The sequence below is a fragment of the Pseudomonas pseudonitroreducens genome, from assembly GCF_021603645.1.
In the GTDB taxonomy this organism is placed as follows: Bacteria; Pseudomonadota; Gammaproteobacteria; order Pseudomonadales; family Pseudomonadaceae; genus Pseudomonas; species Pseudomonas pseudonitroreducens.
The window spans coordinates 219,364-237,001 of record NZ_BQHJ01000011.1 but is presented as its reverse complement, the minus strand read 5'-3'; the positions used below and the strand labels follow the sequence as shown (position 1 = coordinate 237,001).

The window sequence follows — 17,638 nt, the reverse complement described above, 5'->3', positions numbered from 1 at the left end:
CTTGGCCTGGGGATGCTTCCGCACTACAGACCAAGACTGGAGCTGCGCCATGTGATTACTGGGCTGGCTTCTGGGCCGGCTGGTCCATGGAGTGCTGCATGGGCATGCCCTTCATGTCCGACTGCGAGCCCATCATGCCGGCCTGCTGATCCATCATTTGCATCATCATTCCCATCATCTTCGAATCCATCATCTTCATGTGCTGGCCCATGCCCTTGCCGGCACAGCCGCTCTGCATCATGCCCAGGCCTTCCTTCATCGCTTGCATGCCATCATGCATAGCCGCCTGACGCTCCTCCGGGGTCTTGGCGGCAGCGAGCCTGTCGTGAATGGCCTGCATCTTTTGCATCTGTGCGGCCATGGCCTTTTCCTGGCCCTGAGCCGGCGCAGCTTTGCTCTCGGCTTTCGCCGGAGCCTGATCGGGGTGATGTTCATCGACAGCCACGGCAAGCAGCGGGCTGCCAATCAGTAGTGCGGCGACAAGCGTTTTGAGGGTGATGTGCATGGCGATCTCCAAGTGTTTCAACGGGTGAAATGAAGCGCAACCACGCCTGGTAGTGCAGGCGCAGCAAGACTGTGCGCCCGGTGGTCCGGGTGCACGAAAGTCGAGTTAATCGTTGAAGCGGACGAAGCTCAGGCGTGCCGGCGGCCGAGGCGGCGCAGGCAGGTGCAAGGCGAGTGCGCCAAAGCGCGGAGGGATAACGGAAGACAGGAAAAGGACGGGGAGTGTGAGCAGGAGCACCCAGAGAGTCTGGTCGAAGTGAATATACCACGATGCCAGATGGAGCGCTGATGCGCTGTCGTTACAGAACTCCAGGCAGGCACTTGAGTGCAGTTGATACGTCTTGCCTTGCATACCTACAGTGACATCCGAAGGGGATGGCACAGCATGGTTCTCAGAAAAAGACAAACAGCCATGACTTGCCGCAACCCCGAACGCCAGCACCCACAGCATTACTGCTATGCGTAACAGAGAATCTTGATGGTCACGGAACCAAGTCATTTGCTCAGTCCTTAGGGATACATTTCAGAGAATACCGCTGACCATTCCGTCACAGTTGACCCTGATCAATCAAACCTGCCAGTTTCATGACAGTCTAGATGACAGCTTGAGTCTCGGCGAGGGGTCGGAACGAATGGTTGTTAGTGCTCGCCATCAGCCTTAAGCCGCCTTTCAATGCAAACGCAACAAAAAGCCTCAATGCTTAGGATTAGATTGCTGCCTGTAAAAGAGCCCCATAGACTGTCCGCTATGATCCGCCGCCTTCGATTGCTCATAATTTTGTTCCTCAGTTGTACGCTTCCTCTTACTGGAATAGCGGGCATTGAGGCGCCGACTGCTCCTTGCCCGATGAAAAGTGCGGGCCATGGGCAGATGGCGAGGGTCAACAATGATTGTTGCCAAGAAATGAGCAAGCTAACCCAGCACGGTAAGAAGGAATGCAAAAGCGGTCAAGAATGCAAGAGCGGGGCTATACTCCAGATTGACGTCTTGAAGGCTCCCATAGCTCCTGCTGCGATGCAGCCCCCCTTCCCTTATATTGATTCCATCTTTGGACGAGTTCCGTCCGACCTCTGGCGACCTCCCTGCGCCTAATTCCTCTTCTAACCTAAATCTCGCCCGGGCTCTTGCTGCGTCCGGGTGGTTCACGCCTATGCGTTGGTTTTCCAGAGGAATCCACGTTATGAAATCCATCCGACTTCATATGAGCTGGATATTGCTCGCCTTGCTGTCCAGCTTTTCCGCCCAAGGGGCGTCGCTCTCGCTGGACGACGCTTTAATGCTAGCCGAACGTAATGCCCCATCACTCCTAGCGCAGAGCGAAAAAATTTCGGCTGCGAAAAACGCAGCCATCCCCGCAGGGGAGTTACCCGACCCTAAGTTGAACTTGGGCCTCCAGAACATTCCGATTGAAGGGGATGATCGCTGGACCACTCAGCGCGATGGTATGTCTATGCAGATGGTTGGCCTGATGCAAGAAGTCCCAAACCGCGACAAGCGTGAGGCTCGCATTGAGACCGCTCAGGCCGCCGTAGAACGCGCGAATGCCGAAGCCGACGTCGAACGATTAAAGGTTCGCAATGCTTCCGCACAAGCTTGGATTGCGGCATACACGCTGCAACGCAAGCTGGCCTTGTTTGACGAGTTCTATCGCGAGAACCGTCTGCTGGACAAAACTGTCCGCGCACGCTTGGCAGGTGGAAGCGCAAACACAGTCGATACGGTTGCCCCTCGCCAAGAAGCTGCTGTGCTGGATGAGCAAAAAGACGACCTACTGCGACAGGCAGTCCAAGCACGAGCAGCGCTCAAACGCTGGATCGGTCAAGAGGCGCCAGCAACACTGACGGGAGATTTCCCGAGGTGGTCTATAGACGCCTCGCATTCGCTTCAGGCGTTGCACCAGCATCCGGAACTAGCCGCGTATGGTCCTGCAACTCGCGAGGCGGAAGCCTTGGTTCGAGAAGCAGTCTCCGAAAAGCAGCCGGACTGGAGCTGGGAGGTGGACTACCAGCGCCGCGGTCGCGACTTCGGCGACATGATGACGCTACAGGTGAGCTTCGACCTACCGCTATTCACGGCATCTCGCCAGGATCCGAAGATTGCGGCGCGACGCGCGCAAGTGAGGCAATTGGAGGCGGAACGCGAGGCACTGACCCGCGAATACCAGCAAGCGCTCGAAGATGACCTCGCGGAATACCGGAGGCTGCAGCGCGCGGTTGAGCGTAGCAACAGCAACTTAGTCCCTCTAGCCATAGAGAAAGTGCAACTAGCTACGGCTAGTTACCGCGCCGGAAAGCTCCAGCTTGACGACGTGATAGGCGCTCGCCAGCAACTGGTCGAGGCCCGACTCCGGCTACTTGACCTCCAAGGCTCCTTAGCTTTGATAGCGGCGCGTCTGTATTTCACTTATGAGGAGGCGCCGAAATGATTCGGTTCTCTTGGAAGATTCTAGTCTTGCTTGCTTTCGTTCTATCCGCCGGCGGCGCAGGTGGCTACTGGCTCGCACTAAAGCGGCAAAGCCATACCCCACCAGCACCACCTGCATCTACAGAACGTAAACCGCTTTATTGGTACGACCCAATGTCACCGCAGCAGCATTTCGATGCTCCAGGCAAATCACCGTTCATGGATATGCAACTAATACCTAAATACGCTGACGAAGGGGCTGAGGGAGAGAATGTCGAGGCAGTGCGCATTGAATCGGGAATCCAGCAGAACCTAGGCATGCGTCTGGCTACGGTCAGCCGCGGCAGGCTCGACCGCGCGTTAAAGGTCACCGGCCTGCTCACCTTTAATGACCGCGATGTCGCCCTGCTGCAGTCGCGTGCCAGCGGCTTCGTCGAACGAACCTACAATTTAGCTCCAGGCGATCTAGTGAAAGCAGGCGCACCAATCGCTGATGTTCTAGTACCGGAATGGGCCGGCCTGCAGGAGGAATATATCGCTGTTCGGAACTCCGCAGAGCCGACATTAATTTCGGCTGCACGGCAACGCCTGCTGTTGGCTGGCATGCCAGAGAGACTCGTGGCGCAGATTGCACGAAGCGGACAGACACGCCCGGTAATTACATTGAGTTCGCCGATAGCAGGAGTCATCCGAGAACTTAACGTGCGCACTGGGATGTCCCTTCCTGCCGGCGCTCCCCTAGCGAGAATCAATGGCCTGCGCCAGGTTTGGCTCGAAGCTGCGGTCCCCGAAACCCAGGCCGGCGGGCTAAAGGTCGGCCAGACAGTTGATGCTCGCCTGCCTGCGCTTCCAGATCGCCCTGTAACTGGCACCTTAGCTAGCATCCTTCCAGAAAACGATCAGCAGAGTCGCACCCTACGCCTACGCATCGAACTGCCCAATCCTGACGGACAATTGCGTCCTGGGATGACTGTAGAGGTCAGTCTTGACCTCGCCGGGCAGTCCGACGTTCTACAGATCCCCAGCGAAGCGGTAGTACGTACCGGCAAGCGCAATTTGGTAATGCTCGCCGAGAGTGAAGGTAAGTTCCGCCCTGTTGAGGTTAGTCTTGGCCAGGAGAGCGACGGTCTCATTGCGGTTCTGCATGGTTTGGAGGAAGGACAAAGGGTAGTCGCCTCCGGACAGTTCCTCATTGACTCGGAAGCCAGTCTAAAAGGTATCGAGGCGCGGACGGCCCAGCACAGCTCACTGGCCAAGGCTGTTCCCGCCCGCCATAAAGCGGAGGGCCGAGTAGTGGCGGTTAGCGAACAAGGACTCACGATCAGCCACGGTCCAATTAGCACCCTGGGTATGCCAGCAATGAGCATGCTTTACGCCCTCGCCCGACCCGAGCTGGCTGATGGAGTTAAGGTGGGGGACCGCCTCAGCTTCGAAATCAGTGAGAGTGATGCCGGCTTGGTGATCGAGCAGGTTAGCAAGCTGGGGGCGCAGCCATGATCGCGAAATTAATCCGCTGGTCGGTGGCTAATCGCTTCCTGGTACTGCTAGCCACTCTCTTCATCGTCGCTTGGGGCATCTGGTCTCTACGCAGTACGCCGATCGATGCACTTCCTGATCTTTCCGACGTGCAGGTAATCATCCGCACCAGCTATCCGGGACAGGCACCACAAATCGTCGAAAACCAGGTTACCTACCCACTGGCTACCACGATGTTGTCAGTGCCCGGCGCAAAGACCGTACGCGGTTTTTCCTCCTTTGGCGACAGCTTCGTCTATGTGTTATTCGAAGATGGCACAGACCTCTATTGGGCGCGCTCACGAGTGCTGGAGTACTTGAATCAAGTGCAATCGCGGCTGCCGCAAACCGCGAAGACTGCTCTGGGCCCAGATGCGACCGGTGTGGGCTGGATTTATCAGTACGCCTTAGTGGACCGGACCGGCCAGCATGACTTAGCCCAGTTGAGAAGCCTGCAAGACTGGTTCCTCAAATACGAACTGAAAACGGTGCCGGATGTTGCCGAAGTAGCGACCGTAGGAGGAATGGTCCGTCAGTATCAAGTAGTACTGGACCCGGTGCGACTGGCTAGCCTGGGTATAACTCAGAACGAAGTAATTGAAGCGGTGGGCAAGGCCAACCAGGAAACCGGTGGTGGCGTGTTGGAACTCGGCGAGGCCGAGTTCATGGTGCGCGCCTCGGGCTATCTAAAAAGTCTTGCTGACTTCCGCGCAATCCCACTGCGCCTAGCTGCCAACGGCAGTCCGGTAACCCTCGGTGACGTCGCCACTATCCAGCTTGGCCCGGAAATGCGCCGCGGGATCGGAGAGTTGGATGGCGAAGGCGAGGCCGTGGGAGGAGTGATCGTTTTGCGCAGCGGTAAGAACGCACGCGAAGCCATCGCGCGAGTGAAGGAAAAACTCGACTCGTTGAAAGAAAGCTTGCCCAAAGGCGTGGAAATCGTAACGACTTACGATCGCAGTAATTTGATCGACCGAGCAGTGATCCACCTCAGTAGCAAACTCATTGAGGAATTCATAGTGGTCGCGGTGGTCTGTGCAGCGTTCCTATGGCATTTGCGCTCATCGCTGGTGGCCATTGTTTCGCTACCCGTTGGGGTACTTATTGCGTTGATCGTCATGCGCCACCAGGGGATCAATGCCAACATTATGTCCCTGGGTGGCATCGCGATTGCCATTGGCGCCATGGTCGACGCGGCGGTAGTCATGATTGAGAACGCGCATAAGCGCGTCGAGGCTTGGCACGAGAAGCATCCAGGTACGCCGCTAGTGGGCGAGCAACACTGGCGCGTTATGACCGAGGCGGCAGTCGAGGTGGGACCGGCTCTGTTCTTCAGTTTACTGATCATCACTTTGTCCTTCATACCCGTGTTCACTCTGGAGGCACAGGAGGGGCGCCTATTTGGTCCGTTGGCATTCACCAAAACCTATGCGATGGCAGGTGCCGCCGGGCTCTCAGTAACTTTGGTACCGGTGCTGATGGGGTATTGGATTCGCGGCCATCTGCCATCAGAACAGCGCAATCCACTGAATCGATGGTTAATCCGCATCTACCAGCCTGCACTGGATGCAGTACTGCGACGCCCGCGCGCAACGCTAGCAGCTGCGGTTGTGATTTTCCTCACCGGGATTTGGCCTCTGTCCCATTTGGGTGGCGAGTTCTTGCCGCCGCTGGATGAGGGCGATCTGCTGTATATGCCTTCAGCTCTGCCTGGCCTGTCCGCCCAGAAAGCCTCGGAGCTGCTGCAAAGCACAGATCGCCTGATAATGAGTGTTCCAGAAGTGGCAACTGTTTTCGGTAAAGCGGGACGCGCCGAATCAGCCACGGATCCAGCTCCCCTGGAAATGTTTGAAACCACCATCCGTTTTAAACCCAAAGAAGAATGGCGACCGGGAGTTACTAGCGAGAAACTTGTGGAGGAGCTGGACCGCGCAGTAAAGGTACCTGGCCTGACCAATATCTGGATTCCGCCCATCCGTAACCGTATCGATATGCTCGCCACTGGCATCAAGAGCCCTATAGGGGTGAAGGTCGCCGGCACAGACTTGGCCGAAATCGACCGCGCCACACAGGCGGTGGAGCGAGTGGCCAAGGGAGTACCTGGGGTAAGCTCCGCACTCGCCGAGCGCTTGACAGGCGGCCGATACATTGATGTCGACATCGACCGACAAGCTGCAGCCCGCTACGGTATGAACATCGCCGATGTGCAGGCTATTGTCAGTAGCGCAATAGGCGGCCAGAACATCGGTGAAACGGTGGAGGGATTAGCACGTTATCCGATCAATGTGAGATACCCGCGTGAATGGCGAGACTCATTAAGTGCGCTGCAGCAACTACCGATCTATACCTCTCAAGGCGGCCAGATCACGTTGGGCAGTGTGGCGCGAGTGAGCATTATCGACGGGCCGCCGATGCTCAAGAGCGAGAATGCCCGACTCTCCGGCTGGGTCTACGTGGATGTTCGTGGTCGTGACTTGGCGTCGGTAGTGGGGGATTTACGTCAGGCAGTGGAGCGCAACGTACAGCTCGCGCCTGGAATGAGCTTAAGCTATTCGGGTCAGTTCGAATATCTCGAGCGCGCTAATGCTCGGCTCAAACTGGTGGTGCCCGCGACTCTTGCCATCATTTTTGTGCTGCTCTATCTGACTTTCGGACGCTTCGATGAAGCGATTCTGATAATGGCCACGTTGCCTTTCGCTCTTACAGGCGGAGTGTGGTTGCTCTATCTAATGGGCTTCAATCTGTCAGTGGCAACGGGTGTTGGCTTCATCGCGCTTGCGGGAGTCGCGGCCGAGTTCGGAGTGATTATGCTGATCTACCTGAAGAATGCCTGGGCGGAACGCCAAGGCCCCGGAGACTCCGCTGCACTGCTTACCGCCATCCGGGAGGGTGCAGTACAGCGAGTTCGTCCTAAGGCAATGACCGTTGCTGTAATCGTCGCCGGCCTGCTGCCGATTCTCTGGAGCAGCGGAACTGGTAGCGAAGTAATGAGCCGAATTGCTGTTCCCATGGTTGGCGGCATGGTCACAGCTCCACTCCTCTCATTGTTCGTCATCCCCGCAGCCTATTGGCTAATGCGACGTCGCCAAACAGCATCACTTTCGCAACACCGTTCCGGAGAAACCCAATGAAAGCCACCTTAAATTACCGCAGGTGCCTTGCTGCTCATCCTTTCCTATCCGGCCTTGGCCGCGGATATGTCCGGAATGACGGTAGCTCAGAATAAACATGCTTCTCCCGCAGCAAGGGCGGAGGGCACAATCAAAACGATCAACGCCGACCATTTCACCATCACTCTCGCTCACGGTTATCGTTGATGCTCTGAAGTGGGCGCCAATGACGATGGGCTCCAAGGTGACCGAGGAACAAACGAAAGGGCTGCAGATCAGCGACTAGGTGGATTTCGACTTCCGCTATGAAGGGAGTCCCCGAAAATTGTGAGTATTCGGAAGAAACAACTCTGAAAATCAGCCCAGACGGCAGGCGTGCCGACTGGGCTGTTTTAATGGGGAAAACGTCTGCTAGGGGTCGATTGCAGCTGGTCGTTAATTCGGTGTGGCTGGTCAAGTCGGGCAAAACGGTGGTCAGCACAAATGCAAATGTTTGGTCAGGATGAGTGAAGTTGGGGGCAAGTCAGTGCAATCACGCAGTTGGCTATGCGCACCATCACCCTGCGCTCCGCATTCTTTACCTTCGCTACAACAGCTCCTTGGAATTGGCGGCGCGACAACGAGCACAACCTGCTCTATGTGCTGGCGACCCGCGTCACGCGGCTCCTCGCCATCATCAGCTTAGTCCTGGCGATTATGGAGCAAGACGTCGAAGCTTTGCTCCAGAAGCCCATCAACAGAGGGCCTGAGCTCCGGCCCGAAAATCCATGCAGGTGCTGCTGAGTATTTCTGATTGTGCTTCCGGCCACCGGAGCCCGATATCTGGAGCCTTTATTCCAGCTGGAGCACATCATGAATTCTAAGCGCTTTGAGCACCGCATCGAGCAGGTCTCCATTCCTTTCAAGACCCAAACAAGCGGAGTGCTGTTCAAATCGACCGAGGTCACGCTCGAGCCCGACCTTGTCCAGCTATTGCAGCACGACACATTCCAGGCGCTCCTCGGGCCGCAGGGGACTGACGGCTGGGAATTGGTGAGCGTGCAGTCTATTTGCCGCGGCGAGACAAGAATCGGTAACCAGAACGCCCAGGGGTGGGCATATGGCTTCGCTATGCCGGTGGGCTACCTGCTGTTTTTCAAACGCGAAACGCAGTCGTGACGGGCTCGAGAAAATCCGCGCGAACCCAGTAACTATTTCTTGCGGCGAGCAAGGGGTTGGTGCCGGCAAGCTGGCATCAACCGACTTGTCAGAGCGTAGCCGTGAACCTTCGCCGCCCTTCCTCCGCATCTCTCAGCCGAATCGCCCAGTACGGGCTCATCGCCATCATCGGGTGGATCTGCTTCCCGCAGCTGGCGGACGCCGCCAGTGCGTCCGAGCAGGCAAACATCGAGGTCATGATACGCCAGCTGAATGCCCTCGAGGACTCGTCCAGGCGCAGCGCGCATGTCGCCGATGAGCCTGGGCAGCGCTACTACTTCGACTACGAGCGCCTGGCAAGCGATATCCAGCGTATTCGCCAGGGCCTGCAGGACTACCTCACCCCCAGTCGCGCCCAGCCCCGAGATCCGGCCGAACTCACCGGCAACTACACCCTGACGGAAGGCCGTATGCCATGAGCATGAGCGCCTCGCAGTCCGCGGCATTTAAAGCCGCCAGCGGCTTCACACCCCAGGCAACAACAACCCTGTTCGTCGGAGCACTGGTCGCACTGGCGATGCTGTGGGGCGCTTGGGCGGCCTACAGCATCTGGCGCGGCTGGGCGACCAAGAACCTCGACCGCTCAATAGCCGGATCATCGGCCATCCGCCTGATCTTGCTTCTCATGATTCTCACCTTCTTTGTCCTCAGCTAACTCACGGAGTACACCAATGTCCAAGCTGCCCTATTCCCGTGCACTCACCCTCAGCATGATCCTGCTGAGTTTGCCCGGGCTCGCCAACGCGGCCCTTCCGCAGGCCCAAGCCCCCAGTCGGGGGGAAGGTTCGAACTGGCTGCAGACCATCCAGAACTATGGCTACGACGGGTTCATGCTGCTGGGCCTGATCATTCTCGGTGCGATGATCCTAGGCGTCTCCTGGCACGCCTATGGCGTCTACCACGACATTCACGACGGTAAGAAAAAGTGGCGGGATCTGGGCGCTACCGCCGTTGTGGGCATCGGCATCATCTGTGTCGGCATCTTCATGGTCACAAAAGCGACCGGCATCCTCTGAGGAAGGTTTGCAACCATGGCCGACGACCAACACCTTGACGACGGGACCCTCAAGTTCCTTCCCACCAATCTCAACAGACAGCCCGTGATCATGGGCGGTCTGACTGCCGATGAGATGTGGGGCACCGTCTTCCTCAGCGGTGCGGTCGGCTTTGCCTTGGGAATCCCTGTCGCGATTCTGTCCGGCAACTTGGCACTGATCATCGCTGGTGCCCTAGCAGGCGGGGTGTTGGGGCTGACCGTCGCAAGCCGCATCCTGCGGAAGATGAAGCGCAACCGACCCGACACCTGGTTCTACCGCCAGGTGCAACTCTACATTGCCCAATACGCCCCATTCTGGGGTGACAGCGGGCTGATCACGCGCTCCGGCGCGTGGACCTGTCACCGCACGGAGTAACCATGAGTTTTCGCAAGAAGGTGGACGCCCAGCAGGCGCACATCCTGAGCCTGCGCCTGGCCCTGGGATTCATGACCATCGTGTGCCTGGCACTCGCATACGGGTGGTGGAAAGCACCGAAGGACCTGACCGTGCACGTCCCTCCGGATCTGCGCTCGGGTAGCACTCGTAAGTGGTGGGATGTACCGCCGGAGAGCGTCTACAGCTTTGCCTTGTACATCTTCCAGCAGATGAACCGCTGGCCGAGTGATGGCGAAGTGGACTACCAGGCCAACATCGACCGACTGGATGCCTACCTTACTCCCGGTTGTAAGACCTACCTGCAGAAAGACTTCGAGCTACGTCGCAACGCGGGCGAACTTCGCAAGCGCGAGCGCGGTGTCTTTGAAATCCCTGGTCGCGGTGTAGATGACAAAAATGAGCAGCACACCATCGTCCAGACCATTAACGATTGGACCGTGAACCTCGACATTGCAGCCGATGAGCACTACGGGGGAGAGCGCGTAAAGCGCGCGCTATCGCGCTATCCCCTCCATATCGTTCGTGCGGACCTTGACCCCGAACGCAACCCCTTCGGCCTGCAGTGGGACTGCTACACCAGCAATCCGGTGCGGATCGAGGTTGACAACGACATTACCGGACCAGGTGGCCAGCAATGAAGATCATGCTTCGCTGGGGCGGTGCCCTGTCCTTCTTAATTGCTGCCAATGCGCAGGCGGTCGAGATACTGCAATGGGAGCGCATCCCCCTCGCGGTGCCCCTGCGTGTCGGCCAGGAGCGGATCGTGTTCGTCGACCAAAACGTGCGGGTGGGTATGAAACCTGAGCTGGTCGGGAAGCTTCGAGTGCAGAGTACGGGCGGCGCCATCTACCTGCTCGCCAACGAGACCATCGCTCCCTCTCGCCTGCAGCTGCAGAACGTCGCCAACGGCGAAATCGTGCTGGTGGACATCGCGGCCACCGCGGCACAGGACGGTCAACCTGCACTGGAGCCTGTGAAGATTGTCGCTGGAGATACGACGCCAACCCGTTATGGCCAATCGCCCAACACCAAACCCCAAAGCACAGCAGCGACCACTACTACTGGGCAGCCAGAAGAGGATGCGCCCCCGGCGCCGCAGCATGAAACCCCCTCCCCAGTAGTGCTCACCCGGTACGCGGCCCAAATGCTGTATGCCCCGCTGCGTACTGTTGAACCTGTTGCGGGTATTGCCCAGGTGCGCATCGATCGGCGAATTGACCTGAGCACACTGCTGCCGGTACAGCCGCTGGAAGCAAGTGCGCTGGGCGCCTGGAAGCTGGATGGCTTCTACGTGACCGCAGTCAAGCTGCGCAACACCAGCTCGCAACAGCTCAAGCTGGATCCTCGCGACCTGATGGGCAACTTCGTTGCGGCCACCTTCCAACACCCCTACCTCGGTGCGCGGGGCAACGCGACGGACACCACAACCGTCTACCTGGTCACCCAGGGCAAGGGGCTCCGCGAGTCGTTGTTGCCTGCATCCATCAGCCAGGTAGATCCGAAAGGAGGCCAGCGTGGCAGCAACTCTGAAAGGTAATCCCCTCCTGAAGTGGCTGGCCGTCCCCTTCGGCATATTCGTCATCGTGATACTCACGAGCCTTACCAAACACAAAGGCGATGACGCCACGCCCGAGGAAAAGCCCAAGATCGGCTCTGGCCAGGCCAAGGCGCTGGGTGTCGACGGCGACACGCCCAGTGACACCCTTCGTACAGTTGTCGCGGAAAGTCGGCAGCTGAAGGACCAGATGACACAAGCCCTGAAGGATAACGGCGAGCTCAAACGACAGAACGAGGAGCTGCAGGCCCGCCTGGGCAACATCAACCAGACCGTGGATCAACGCCTCAACGCCGCCCAACAGCAACTGCAACAGCACTCCCAGGAACAGAGCCAAGGCATCCTCGACAAGCTGCAGAAGCAGATGGATACCCTTTCCAAGCGCGAGTCTGGAATGGAAAGTGCCAACTCTACAGGCAGCGACCTGCCGATCGGCTTCGGCGTCCAGCCAGGCGATGGCCAAGCATTCCAGCACAACGCCAGCTCCAAACAGGACATGGTTTGGATTGAACCCCAGGATGCTACGGCTTTGGATGCCAGCGGCAAGCCGCTCACCACTGGCTCAGGACAATCCGCCAGTAGCTTCAGCTTCCCGTCGAGCTTCGGCCAGGCTGCCGACCGAGGACAGAACATCCTCAACAACAGCGCTCACAGCGTTGGTGGCGAAATATCGCCGCAAGACGCCCGTAAGCAGGTCCGGAAGACGTACACGCTGCCTCAAAACTCAACGCTGATGGGATCGGTGGCCATGTCTGCGCTGATCGGCAGGGTTCCGATCGACGGTACCGTGAACGATCCATACCCGTTCAAGGTACTGATCGGCCCGGACAACCTGACCGCCAATGGCATCGAGCTGCCCGACGTCGCCGGCGCGGTGGCCACCGGTACTGCTTCCGGCGATTGGACGCTGTCTTGCGTGCGCGGTCAGATCCGCAGCCTCACCTTCGTATTCAACGATGGGACAGTGCGGACCTTCCCCGCTCCGGCCGAGGAGGCGAACGGCACCCAGAACAACAACCAGGCCAGCAGTGGAAATGGTCAGCAGTCCATCCAGGGCGGCCTTGGCTGGATCAGCGACCCTTATGGCATCCCCTGCATCTCCGGCGATCGCCGCTCCAACGCCAAGGAATACCTGACCAACCAATCGCTGGTCACTGCCGCCGGCGCCGGCGTCGCCAAACTGCTGAAAGCGGACGACAGCAGCAGTTCCGCGGTGTTCAGCAGCAACGGCACATCGTTCGGTACCACCGGCACCTCAGGGAACTCCGCCATCGGCAGCATCCTGTCGGGGGGGGGTGAGCGATATCCGGTCCTGGATGAACAAGCTGTACGGGGAGGCGTTCGCCGCTGTCTACGTTCCGCCCGGGGCGAAGGTGTCCGTCCATCTCGATCAGCAACTGGCGATCGACTACGAGATCAAGGGCCGCAAGGTCGACTACACCGCTGGAGCTTCGCATGTTTCCGCAAATCTTGACTGAGCGCCGGGCAGCCGTTACCGCCTGGCTTGCGCTGGCCATGCTCTGCAGTGGCTGCTCAACCAACAAGGACGAGCTGCTCCCCCATGGTGATACCAGCATGATGGATGTATGGCAGCAGGGGACAACCGGGAGCAGCGGCAGCTCCAGCAGCAGATTGCTGCTGGATGCGCGGCAGGAGCTCCGCCGCCCAATCGACGTAAGGCAGGCAGCAGCCACGAACGACAATGACGAGTTCACCCGCACTGCGCAGAACGAGATCTACAGCCAGTTCAAACGTCTGCCGAACCCTGACCTGGTCATGTACGTGTTCCCACACCTCGCAGGATCTGATCCAGCACCGGTCCCCGGTTACACCACGGTCTTCCCGCTTTACCAAAGGGTGCAGTACGCGATGCCTGGCGAAAGAACGGAGGAATATTGATGGGCCTTTTTGAACGTCTCCGTGGACGAGCCCGGGCAGAGACGGTCGAGCCCGTTGTCGAACTCGACAATCACTCCGACGAGTATCTCTCGACCCAAGAGCAAGACCCGCAGCCAGCACCTGCTGACCCAGGTGAAATTGAAGCAGCGACCGAACGCCATCTGGAGCGCCTTGCCAACCTCGGCATTCCGCTCCCAAACGACTGGCGCAATCCGAAGGAAAAACCAGCCACCGATGCTGACGTAGCCCGCATGTACGATGTGGCTCCATCCTTTGTGGACCTGCTGCCGTGGGTGGAGTTTCTGTCGGCCGAGAAAGCGATGCTCCTCGAGGACGGCCGCTCACAGGCAGCCTTCTTCGAGCTAACCCCGATCGGCACCGAGGGCCGCGACTCTGCGTGGCTGCGCTCGGCGCGTGATGCTCTGGAAAACGCCCTGCAGGACTGTTTCGAAGAGCTGGAAAGCTCGCCTTGGGTACTGCAGCTATACGCCCAGGACGAAACGAGCTGGGACGAGTACCAGGAAACCCTGCGGTCCTACATCAAGCCCAGTGCAGCTGGCAGCGAATTCACCGAGCTGTATAGGTCGCTGTTCAAACGGCACCTGGAATCGATCTCCAAGCCCGGAGGACTGTTCGAGGATACGGCCGTCAGCAAACTGCCTTGGCGCGGCCAAAATCGTAGGGTTCGCCTGGTCGTGTATCGGCGGGTCGCCAAACAGGATAGCGTCGTGCGCGGCCAGGCTCCCGGCCCCTACCTGGCTGTTATCTGCGACCGCCTGGAGGGAGCCCTGGCCAACGCCGGCGTGATCGCTAAACGTATGGATGGCCATGCCATCCGCCAATGGCTGATCCACTGGTTCAACCCTCATCCCGATCATCTCGGTACCAGCGACACAGACATCAGGCGCTTCTATGAGCTGGTCTGCCAGCGTCCAGATGATCTTCCCGAGGACGAGTTGCCACTGGCCAGCGGGACCGACTTCGCCCAGAACCTGTTCTTCAGGGAACCCTTGTCCCAAATTGAAGCCGGGCTCTGGTCATTCGACGGCATGCCGCATCGAGTGGTCATGCTCGATCGCCTGCGCGATGCCCCGAAAACCGGACACCTGACCGGCGAGACGAAGAAGGCTGACGCACTCAACTCCCTTTTCGACCGGCTGCCCGAGGACACGATCCTCTGCATCACCATGGTGGCCACGCCACAGGACTTGCTGGAAGGGCACCTGGAACAGCTGTCGAAGAAGGCCGTAGGCGACACCCAAGCCTCCGCCCACACTCGCGCCGACGTTGAAGAGGCCCGAAAACTCCTTGGGCGTAAGCACAAGATGTATCGAGCCAGCGTCGCCTTTTACCTGCGCGGCGCCGACAGGGCTCAACTGGAGACCCGGACCACCCAGTTGAACAACGCCCTTCTGGGCGCCGGCATGCTACCGGTCCAGCCTCAGGACGAAGTCGCACCGCTCAACAGCTACCTGCGCTGGCTACCCTGCAATTTCGACCCGAACGAGTCGCGAGCCATGGACTGGTACGTGCAGATGATGTTCGTCCAGCACATCGCGAACCTCGCCCCTATCTGGGGGCGTTCCACTGGTACTGGGCGTCCCGGCATCACGCTGTTCAACCGAGGCGGCGCGCCCCTCACCTTCGACCCCTTGAACCGCCTCGACCGGCAGATGAACGCTCACTTGTTCCTGTTCGGCCCGACTGGTGCCGGTAAATCAGCCACAGCCACCAACATCCTCTGCCAGATCACGGCAGTCTACCGGCCGCGCCTGTTTGTCGTGGAAGCGGGCAATAGCTTCGGCCTGCTGGGCGAGTTTGCGAAGCGACTGGGCTTGACCGTCAACCGCGTCCGCCTCGCTCCAGGTTCTGGCGTCAGCCTGGCCCCATTTGCCGATGCCATCCAACTGGTGGAACGCCCCGACAAGGCGAAGGTGTTAAACCCGGAGGACCTCGAAGCATCCGACGCGCACCTGGCCAGCGCTCTGGACGGTACAGAAGATGAACAGCGCGACATCCTCGGTGAACTGGAAATCACGGCCCGCCTGATGATCACCGGCGGCGAGCCTAACGAGGACGCCAGGATGACGCGTGCGGACCGCAGCGCGATCCGCCAGTGCATCCTGGACGCCGCGGCGACATGCTCGACGGCGAACCGGGTTGTCTTGACCGAAGATGTGCGCGATGCCCTGAAAGCCATGGCTGCGGATGAATCCATCCCGGAGAGCCGTCGAAACCGCTTCATGGAAATGGCCGAGGCCATGCAGATCTTCTGCATGGGCACGGAAGGTGAAATGTTCAACCGCGAGGGAACGCCCTGGCCCGAGGCCGACATCACCATCGTCGACCTGGCAACCTACGCTCGGGAGGGTTACCAGGCGCAGATGGCCATCTCCTACATCTCCCTCCTCAACACGGTGAACAACATCGCTGAGCGCGACCAATTCAAGGGCCGCCCACTGATCTTCTTCACCGACGAAGGCCACATCCAGTTGAAGGTCCCGCTACTGTCGCCCTACGCAGTGAAAATTACGAAGATGTGGAGGAAACTCGGGGCGTGGTTCTGGATGGCCACCCAGAACGTCGACGACGTCCCCCCCGAGGCCTCAGCCCTGCTCAACATGATCGAGTGGTGGATCTGCCTGAACATGCCGCCGGATGAAGTCGAGAAGATCGCTCGGTTCCGCGAGCTGACGCCAGCCCAGAAGACGATGATGCTGTCGGCCCGGAAAGAGAACGGCAAGTTCACCGAAGGTGTCGTTCTGGCCAAGCGCATCGAACTGCTCTTCCGTGTGGTTCCTCCGAGCCTGTACCTCGCGCTTGCCATGACCGAGCCGGAAGAAAAGAAGCAGCGCTACGACATCATGAAGGCTATCGGGTGCGATGAGCTCGGTGCGGCCCTGGAGGTATCTGCCGACCTTGATCGAAAGCGCGGCATCACCCCCTACCCCATTTCATTTTCTGTAACAGCGAAGGCCGTGGAGCGCCAGGCATGAGAGTTCTCAATTCCCTGACCCAGAACCTGATCGAAAACCTGACCCAGTTGCTCAAACATCCTGGGCAAGAAGCCCTGCAGACGCTTGAGGTGTGTGCTCCCGTACTCATCGATGAGCTGCAGCAGATCAAAGAGCGCGCAGTCGATCGTCGCGACATCGGCCCCCAGATCCAGGCCGCCCTAGACGAGTGGCTGCAGCAGCACCCCTTACCGGAAAAAGCCCAGGAGGCGTTGATCGAGGCTCTTCGCCGGCAGTCCTTGATTCCATCAGTGCCCCCTTCGGGGCCAGAGCAATGAACGGCATCATCAGCTCTTGGCGAGCCGCAGCGATGCCTACGCGAGTCAGCATTCAGTTGGTACTTCTTGTGATCGCCGGCATCGGCGTTTGGTGGCCTTGGTCATCACCTGCAGCAAACGGCCCCTGGCTGTATGGATCTCCAACAGCTAGGTGGACGATCACCGAATATGCGGATCTAGAGTGCCCCTACTGCAGGTCCTATACACCCCAGCTGAAACGCTGGGTGAGCCAGCAGCCTGACGTGAACCTCAAATGGCATCACTTTCCTCTGCAGATACATGGTGTTGCAGCAGTACACGAAGCTCGCCTCGTGCATTGCGCAGGCACACTCGGCGGTACGGCCTCCTTCTGGAACGCTGTGGATCAGGTACTTGCGCGCACCGGCAGCAACGGACAGGGGATTCCCAGTGACTTCGCGATACTGGGACTCGACAGCGCGAATTCGAAGGCCAAATTGAAGCTCTGTGCGAACAGCAGCGAAACCGCCCTGCATATAGAGCAGGAGTTTTTCGATGCTCAACAGAAAGGAATCCAAGCTACCCCCACCTTGGAGATCACCGACAACAGAACCGGACGATCCGTTAGGCTCGAAGGCCCGGCAGACAGCACAACACTGCTTTCCGCGGTCGATAGCCTTACCAGGTAGCACAGCAGCGTCCTTGTAGATCAGCAGCCGCCACTACTAGCTCTTTGATAGTATTGAGATTGCAATACCTGGCCTAGATGGA

17 protein-coding genes and 1 pseudogene are annotated in these 17,638 nt (G+C 58.8%); 16 read left to right on the top strand and 2 right to left on the bottom strand.

Annotated features, from left to right (window positions below):
• Nucleotides 1-55: 55 nt before the first annotated feature.
• Together L6D89_RS25160 and L6D89_RS25155 are read right to left on the bottom strand one after the other, a co-directional pair.
• Nucleotides 56-505, bottom strand: a complete 450-nt coding sequence (locus tag L6D89_RS25160; protein WP_043273896.1) for a hypothetical protein — start codon at nt 503-505, stop codon at nt 56-58.
• Between the two features lie 105 nt (nt 506-610).
• Nucleotides 611-1,003 carry a hypothetical protein gene (locus L6D89_RS25155; protein WP_141678361.1) on the bottom strand — a complete coding sequence of 131 codons (393 nt, stop codon included), beginning with the start codon at nt 1,001-1,003 and terminating at the stop codon, nt 611-613.
• Between the two features lie 682 nt (nt 1,004-1,685).
• Here L6D89_RS25155 and L6D89_RS25150 point away from each other — a divergent pair.
• The 16 genes and pseudogenes from L6D89_RS25150 to L6D89_RS25075 all read left to right on the top strand — a co-directional run bounded on the left by L6D89_RS25150 (nt 1,686) and on the right by L6D89_RS25075 (nt 17,556).
• Nucleotides 1,686-2,930 carry a TolC family protein gene (locus L6D89_RS25150; RefSeq protein ID WP_043273895.1) on the top strand — a complete coding sequence of 415 codons (1,245 nt, stop codon included), beginning with the start codon at nt 1,686-1,688 and terminating at the stop codon, nt 2,928-2,930.
• Entirely contained in the window at nt 2,927-4,405 is a 1,479-nt protein-coding gene (locus tag L6D89_RS25145; protein WP_043273893.1) for an efflux RND transporter periplasmic adaptor subunit, read from the top strand. The genes L6D89_RS25150 and L6D89_RS25145 overlap by 4 nt, the downstream gene beginning before the upstream one ends.
• A complete protein-coding gene (locus L6D89_RS25140; protein WP_043273891.1) occupies nt 4,402-7,554 on the top strand; it encodes an efflux RND transporter permease subunit in 3,153 nt (1,050 codons plus the stop codon). Before L6D89_RS25145 ends, L6D89_RS25140 begins: the two co-directional genes overlap by 4 nt.
• Nucleotides 7,555-8,079: 525 nt before the next feature.
• A complete protein-coding gene (locus L6D89_RS25135) occupies nt 8,080-8,316 on the top strand; it encodes a hypothetical protein (protein WP_043273889.1) in 237 nt (78 codons plus the stop codon).
• A gap of 69 nt (nt 8,317-8,385) precedes the next feature.
• The gene (locus tag L6D89_RS25130) at nt 8,386-8,691 is read left to right on the top strand and encodes a hypothetical protein (protein WP_043273888.1); all 306 of its coding nucleotides are present in this window, start codon (nt 8,386-8,388) and stop codon (nt 8,689-8,691) included.
• Nucleotides 8,692-8,792: 101 nt separating this feature from the next.
• Nucleotides 8,793-9,149 carry an integrative conjugative element protein, RAQPRD family gene (locus tag L6D89_RS25125; RefSeq protein ID WP_043273887.1) on the top strand — a complete coding sequence of 119 codons (357 nt, stop codon included), beginning with the start codon at nt 8,793-8,795 and terminating at the stop codon, nt 9,147-9,149.
• Complete coding sequence (locus tag L6D89_RS25120; RefSeq protein ID WP_043273886.1) at nt 9,146-9,385, top strand: TIGR03758 family integrating conjugative element protein; 240 nt, start codon at nt 9,146-9,148, stop codon at nt 9,383-9,385. Before L6D89_RS25125 ends, L6D89_RS25120 begins: the two co-directional genes overlap by 4 nt.
• 16 nt (nt 9,386-9,401) lie before the next feature.
• On the top strand, nt 9,402-9,746 hold the full coding sequence (locus L6D89_RS25115; RefSeq protein WP_051879421.1) for a TIGR03745 family integrating conjugative element membrane protein: 345 nt from the start codon (nt 9,402-9,404) through the stop codon (nt 9,744-9,746).
• 15 nt (nt 9,747-9,761) lie between these two features.
• Nucleotides 9,762-10,142 (top strand): TIGR03750 family conjugal transfer protein, encoded by a 381-nt coding sequence (locus L6D89_RS25110; RefSeq protein WP_043273885.1) that lies wholly within the window; start codon nt 9,762-9,764, stop codon nt 10,140-10,142.
• Between the two features lie 2 nt (nt 10,143-10,144).
• A complete protein-coding gene (locus L6D89_RS25105) occupies nt 10,145-10,801 on the top strand; it encodes a PFL_4703 family integrating conjugative element protein (protein WP_043273884.1) in 657 nt (218 codons plus the stop codon).
• 5 nt (nt 10,802-10,806) lie between these two features.
• Entirely contained in the window at nt 10,807-11,700 is an 894-nt protein-coding gene (locus L6D89_RS25100) for a TIGR03749 family integrating conjugative element protein (RefSeq protein WP_371263893.1), read from the top strand.
• Nucleotides 11,690-13,196 (top strand): annotated as a pseudogene (locus tag L6D89_RS25095) (TIGR03752 family integrating conjugative element protein). Before L6D89_RS25100 ends, L6D89_RS25095 begins: the two are co-directional and overlap by 11 nt.
• 37 nt (nt 13,197-13,233) lie before the next feature.
• Nucleotides 13,234-13,617 carry a TIGR03751 family conjugal transfer lipoprotein gene (locus L6D89_RS25090; RefSeq protein WP_371263892.1) on the top strand — a complete coding sequence of 128 codons (384 nt, stop codon included), beginning with the start codon at nt 13,234-13,236 and terminating at the stop codon, nt 13,615-13,617.
• Nucleotides 13,617-16,613 carry a conjugative transfer ATPase gene (locus L6D89_RS25085; protein ID WP_043273881.1) on the top strand — a complete coding sequence of 999 codons (2,997 nt, stop codon included), beginning with the start codon at nt 13,617-13,619 and terminating at the stop codon, nt 16,611-16,613. Before L6D89_RS25090 ends, L6D89_RS25085 begins: the two co-directional genes overlap by 1 nt.
• Complete coding sequence (locus L6D89_RS25080; RefSeq protein ID WP_043273880.1) at nt 16,610-16,909, top strand: hypothetical protein; 300 nt, start codon at nt 16,610-16,612, stop codon at nt 16,907-16,909. The genes L6D89_RS25085 and L6D89_RS25080 overlap by 4 nt, the downstream gene beginning before the upstream one ends.
• Nucleotides 16,906-17,556 (top strand): DsbA family protein, encoded by a 651-nt coding sequence (locus L6D89_RS25075; RefSeq protein WP_043273879.1) that lies wholly within the window; start codon nt 16,906-16,908, stop codon nt 17,554-17,556. Before L6D89_RS25080 ends, L6D89_RS25075 begins: the two co-directional genes overlap by 4 nt.
• The last annotated feature ends 82 nt before the right edge of the window (nt 17,557-17,638 follow it).

What these genes read in the sequence shown, in the direction of transcription:
- L6D89_RS25090 (WP_371263892.1), top strand. Translation starts at nt 13,234, where the DNA reads ATGCTCTGCAGTGGCTGCTCAACCAACAAGGACGAGCTGCTCCCCCAT.
- L6D89_RS25120 (WP_043273886.1), top strand. Translation starts at nt 9,146, where the DNA reads ATGAGCATGAGCGCCTCGCAGTCCGCGGCATTTAAAGCCGCCAGCGGC.
- L6D89_RS25085 (WP_043273881.1), top strand. Translation starts at nt 13,617, where the DNA reads ATGGGCCTTTTTGAACGTCTCCGTGGACGAGCCCGGGCAGAGACGGTC.
- L6D89_RS25155 (WP_141678361.1), bottom strand. Translation starts at nt 1,003, where the DNA reads ATGACTTGGTTCCGTGACCATCAAGATTCTCTGTTACGCATAGCAGTA.
- L6D89_RS25075 (WP_043273879.1), top strand. Translation starts at nt 16,906, where the DNA reads ATGAACGGCATCATCAGCTCTTGGCGAGCCGCAGCGATGCCTACGCGA.
- L6D89_RS25150 (WP_043273895.1), top strand. Translation starts at nt 1,686, where the DNA reads ATGAAATCCATCCGACTTCATATGAGCTGGATATTGCTCGCCTTGCTG.
- L6D89_RS25080 (WP_043273880.1), top strand. Translation starts at nt 16,610, where the DNA reads ATGAGAGTTCTCAATTCCCTGACCCAGAACCTGATCGAAAACCTGACC.
- L6D89_RS25115 (WP_051879421.1), top strand. Translation starts at nt 9,402, where the DNA reads ATGTCCAAGCTGCCCTATTCCCGTGCACTCACCCTCAGCATGATCCTG.
- L6D89_RS25160 (WP_043273896.1), bottom strand. Translation starts at nt 505, where the DNA reads ATGCACATCACCCTCAAAACGCTTGTCGCCGCACTACTGATTGGCAGC.
- L6D89_RS25135 (WP_043273889.1), top strand. Translation starts at nt 8,080, where the DNA reads ATGCGCACCATCACCCTGCGCTCCGCATTCTTTACCTTCGCTACAACA.
- L6D89_RS25105 (WP_043273884.1), top strand. Translation starts at nt 10,145, where the DNA reads ATGAGTTTTCGCAAGAAGGTGGACGCCCAGCAGGCGCACATCCTGAGC.
- L6D89_RS25110 (WP_043273885.1), top strand. Translation starts at nt 9,762, where the DNA reads ATGGCCGACGACCAACACCTTGACGACGGGACCCTCAAGTTCCTTCCC.
- L6D89_RS25145 (WP_043273893.1), top strand. Translation starts at nt 2,927, where the DNA reads ATGATTCGGTTCTCTTGGAAGATTCTAGTCTTGCTTGCTTTCGTTCTA.
- L6D89_RS25130 (WP_043273888.1), top strand. Translation starts at nt 8,386, where the DNA reads ATGAATTCTAAGCGCTTTGAGCACCGCATCGAGCAGGTCTCCATTCCT.
- L6D89_RS25100 (WP_371263893.1), top strand. Translation starts at nt 10,807, where the DNA reads ATGCTTCGCTGGGGCGGTGCCCTGTCCTTCTTAATTGCTGCCAATGCG.
- L6D89_RS25140 (WP_043273891.1), top strand. Translation starts at nt 4,402, where the DNA reads ATGATCGCGAAATTAATCCGCTGGTCGGTGGCTAATCGCTTCCTGGTA.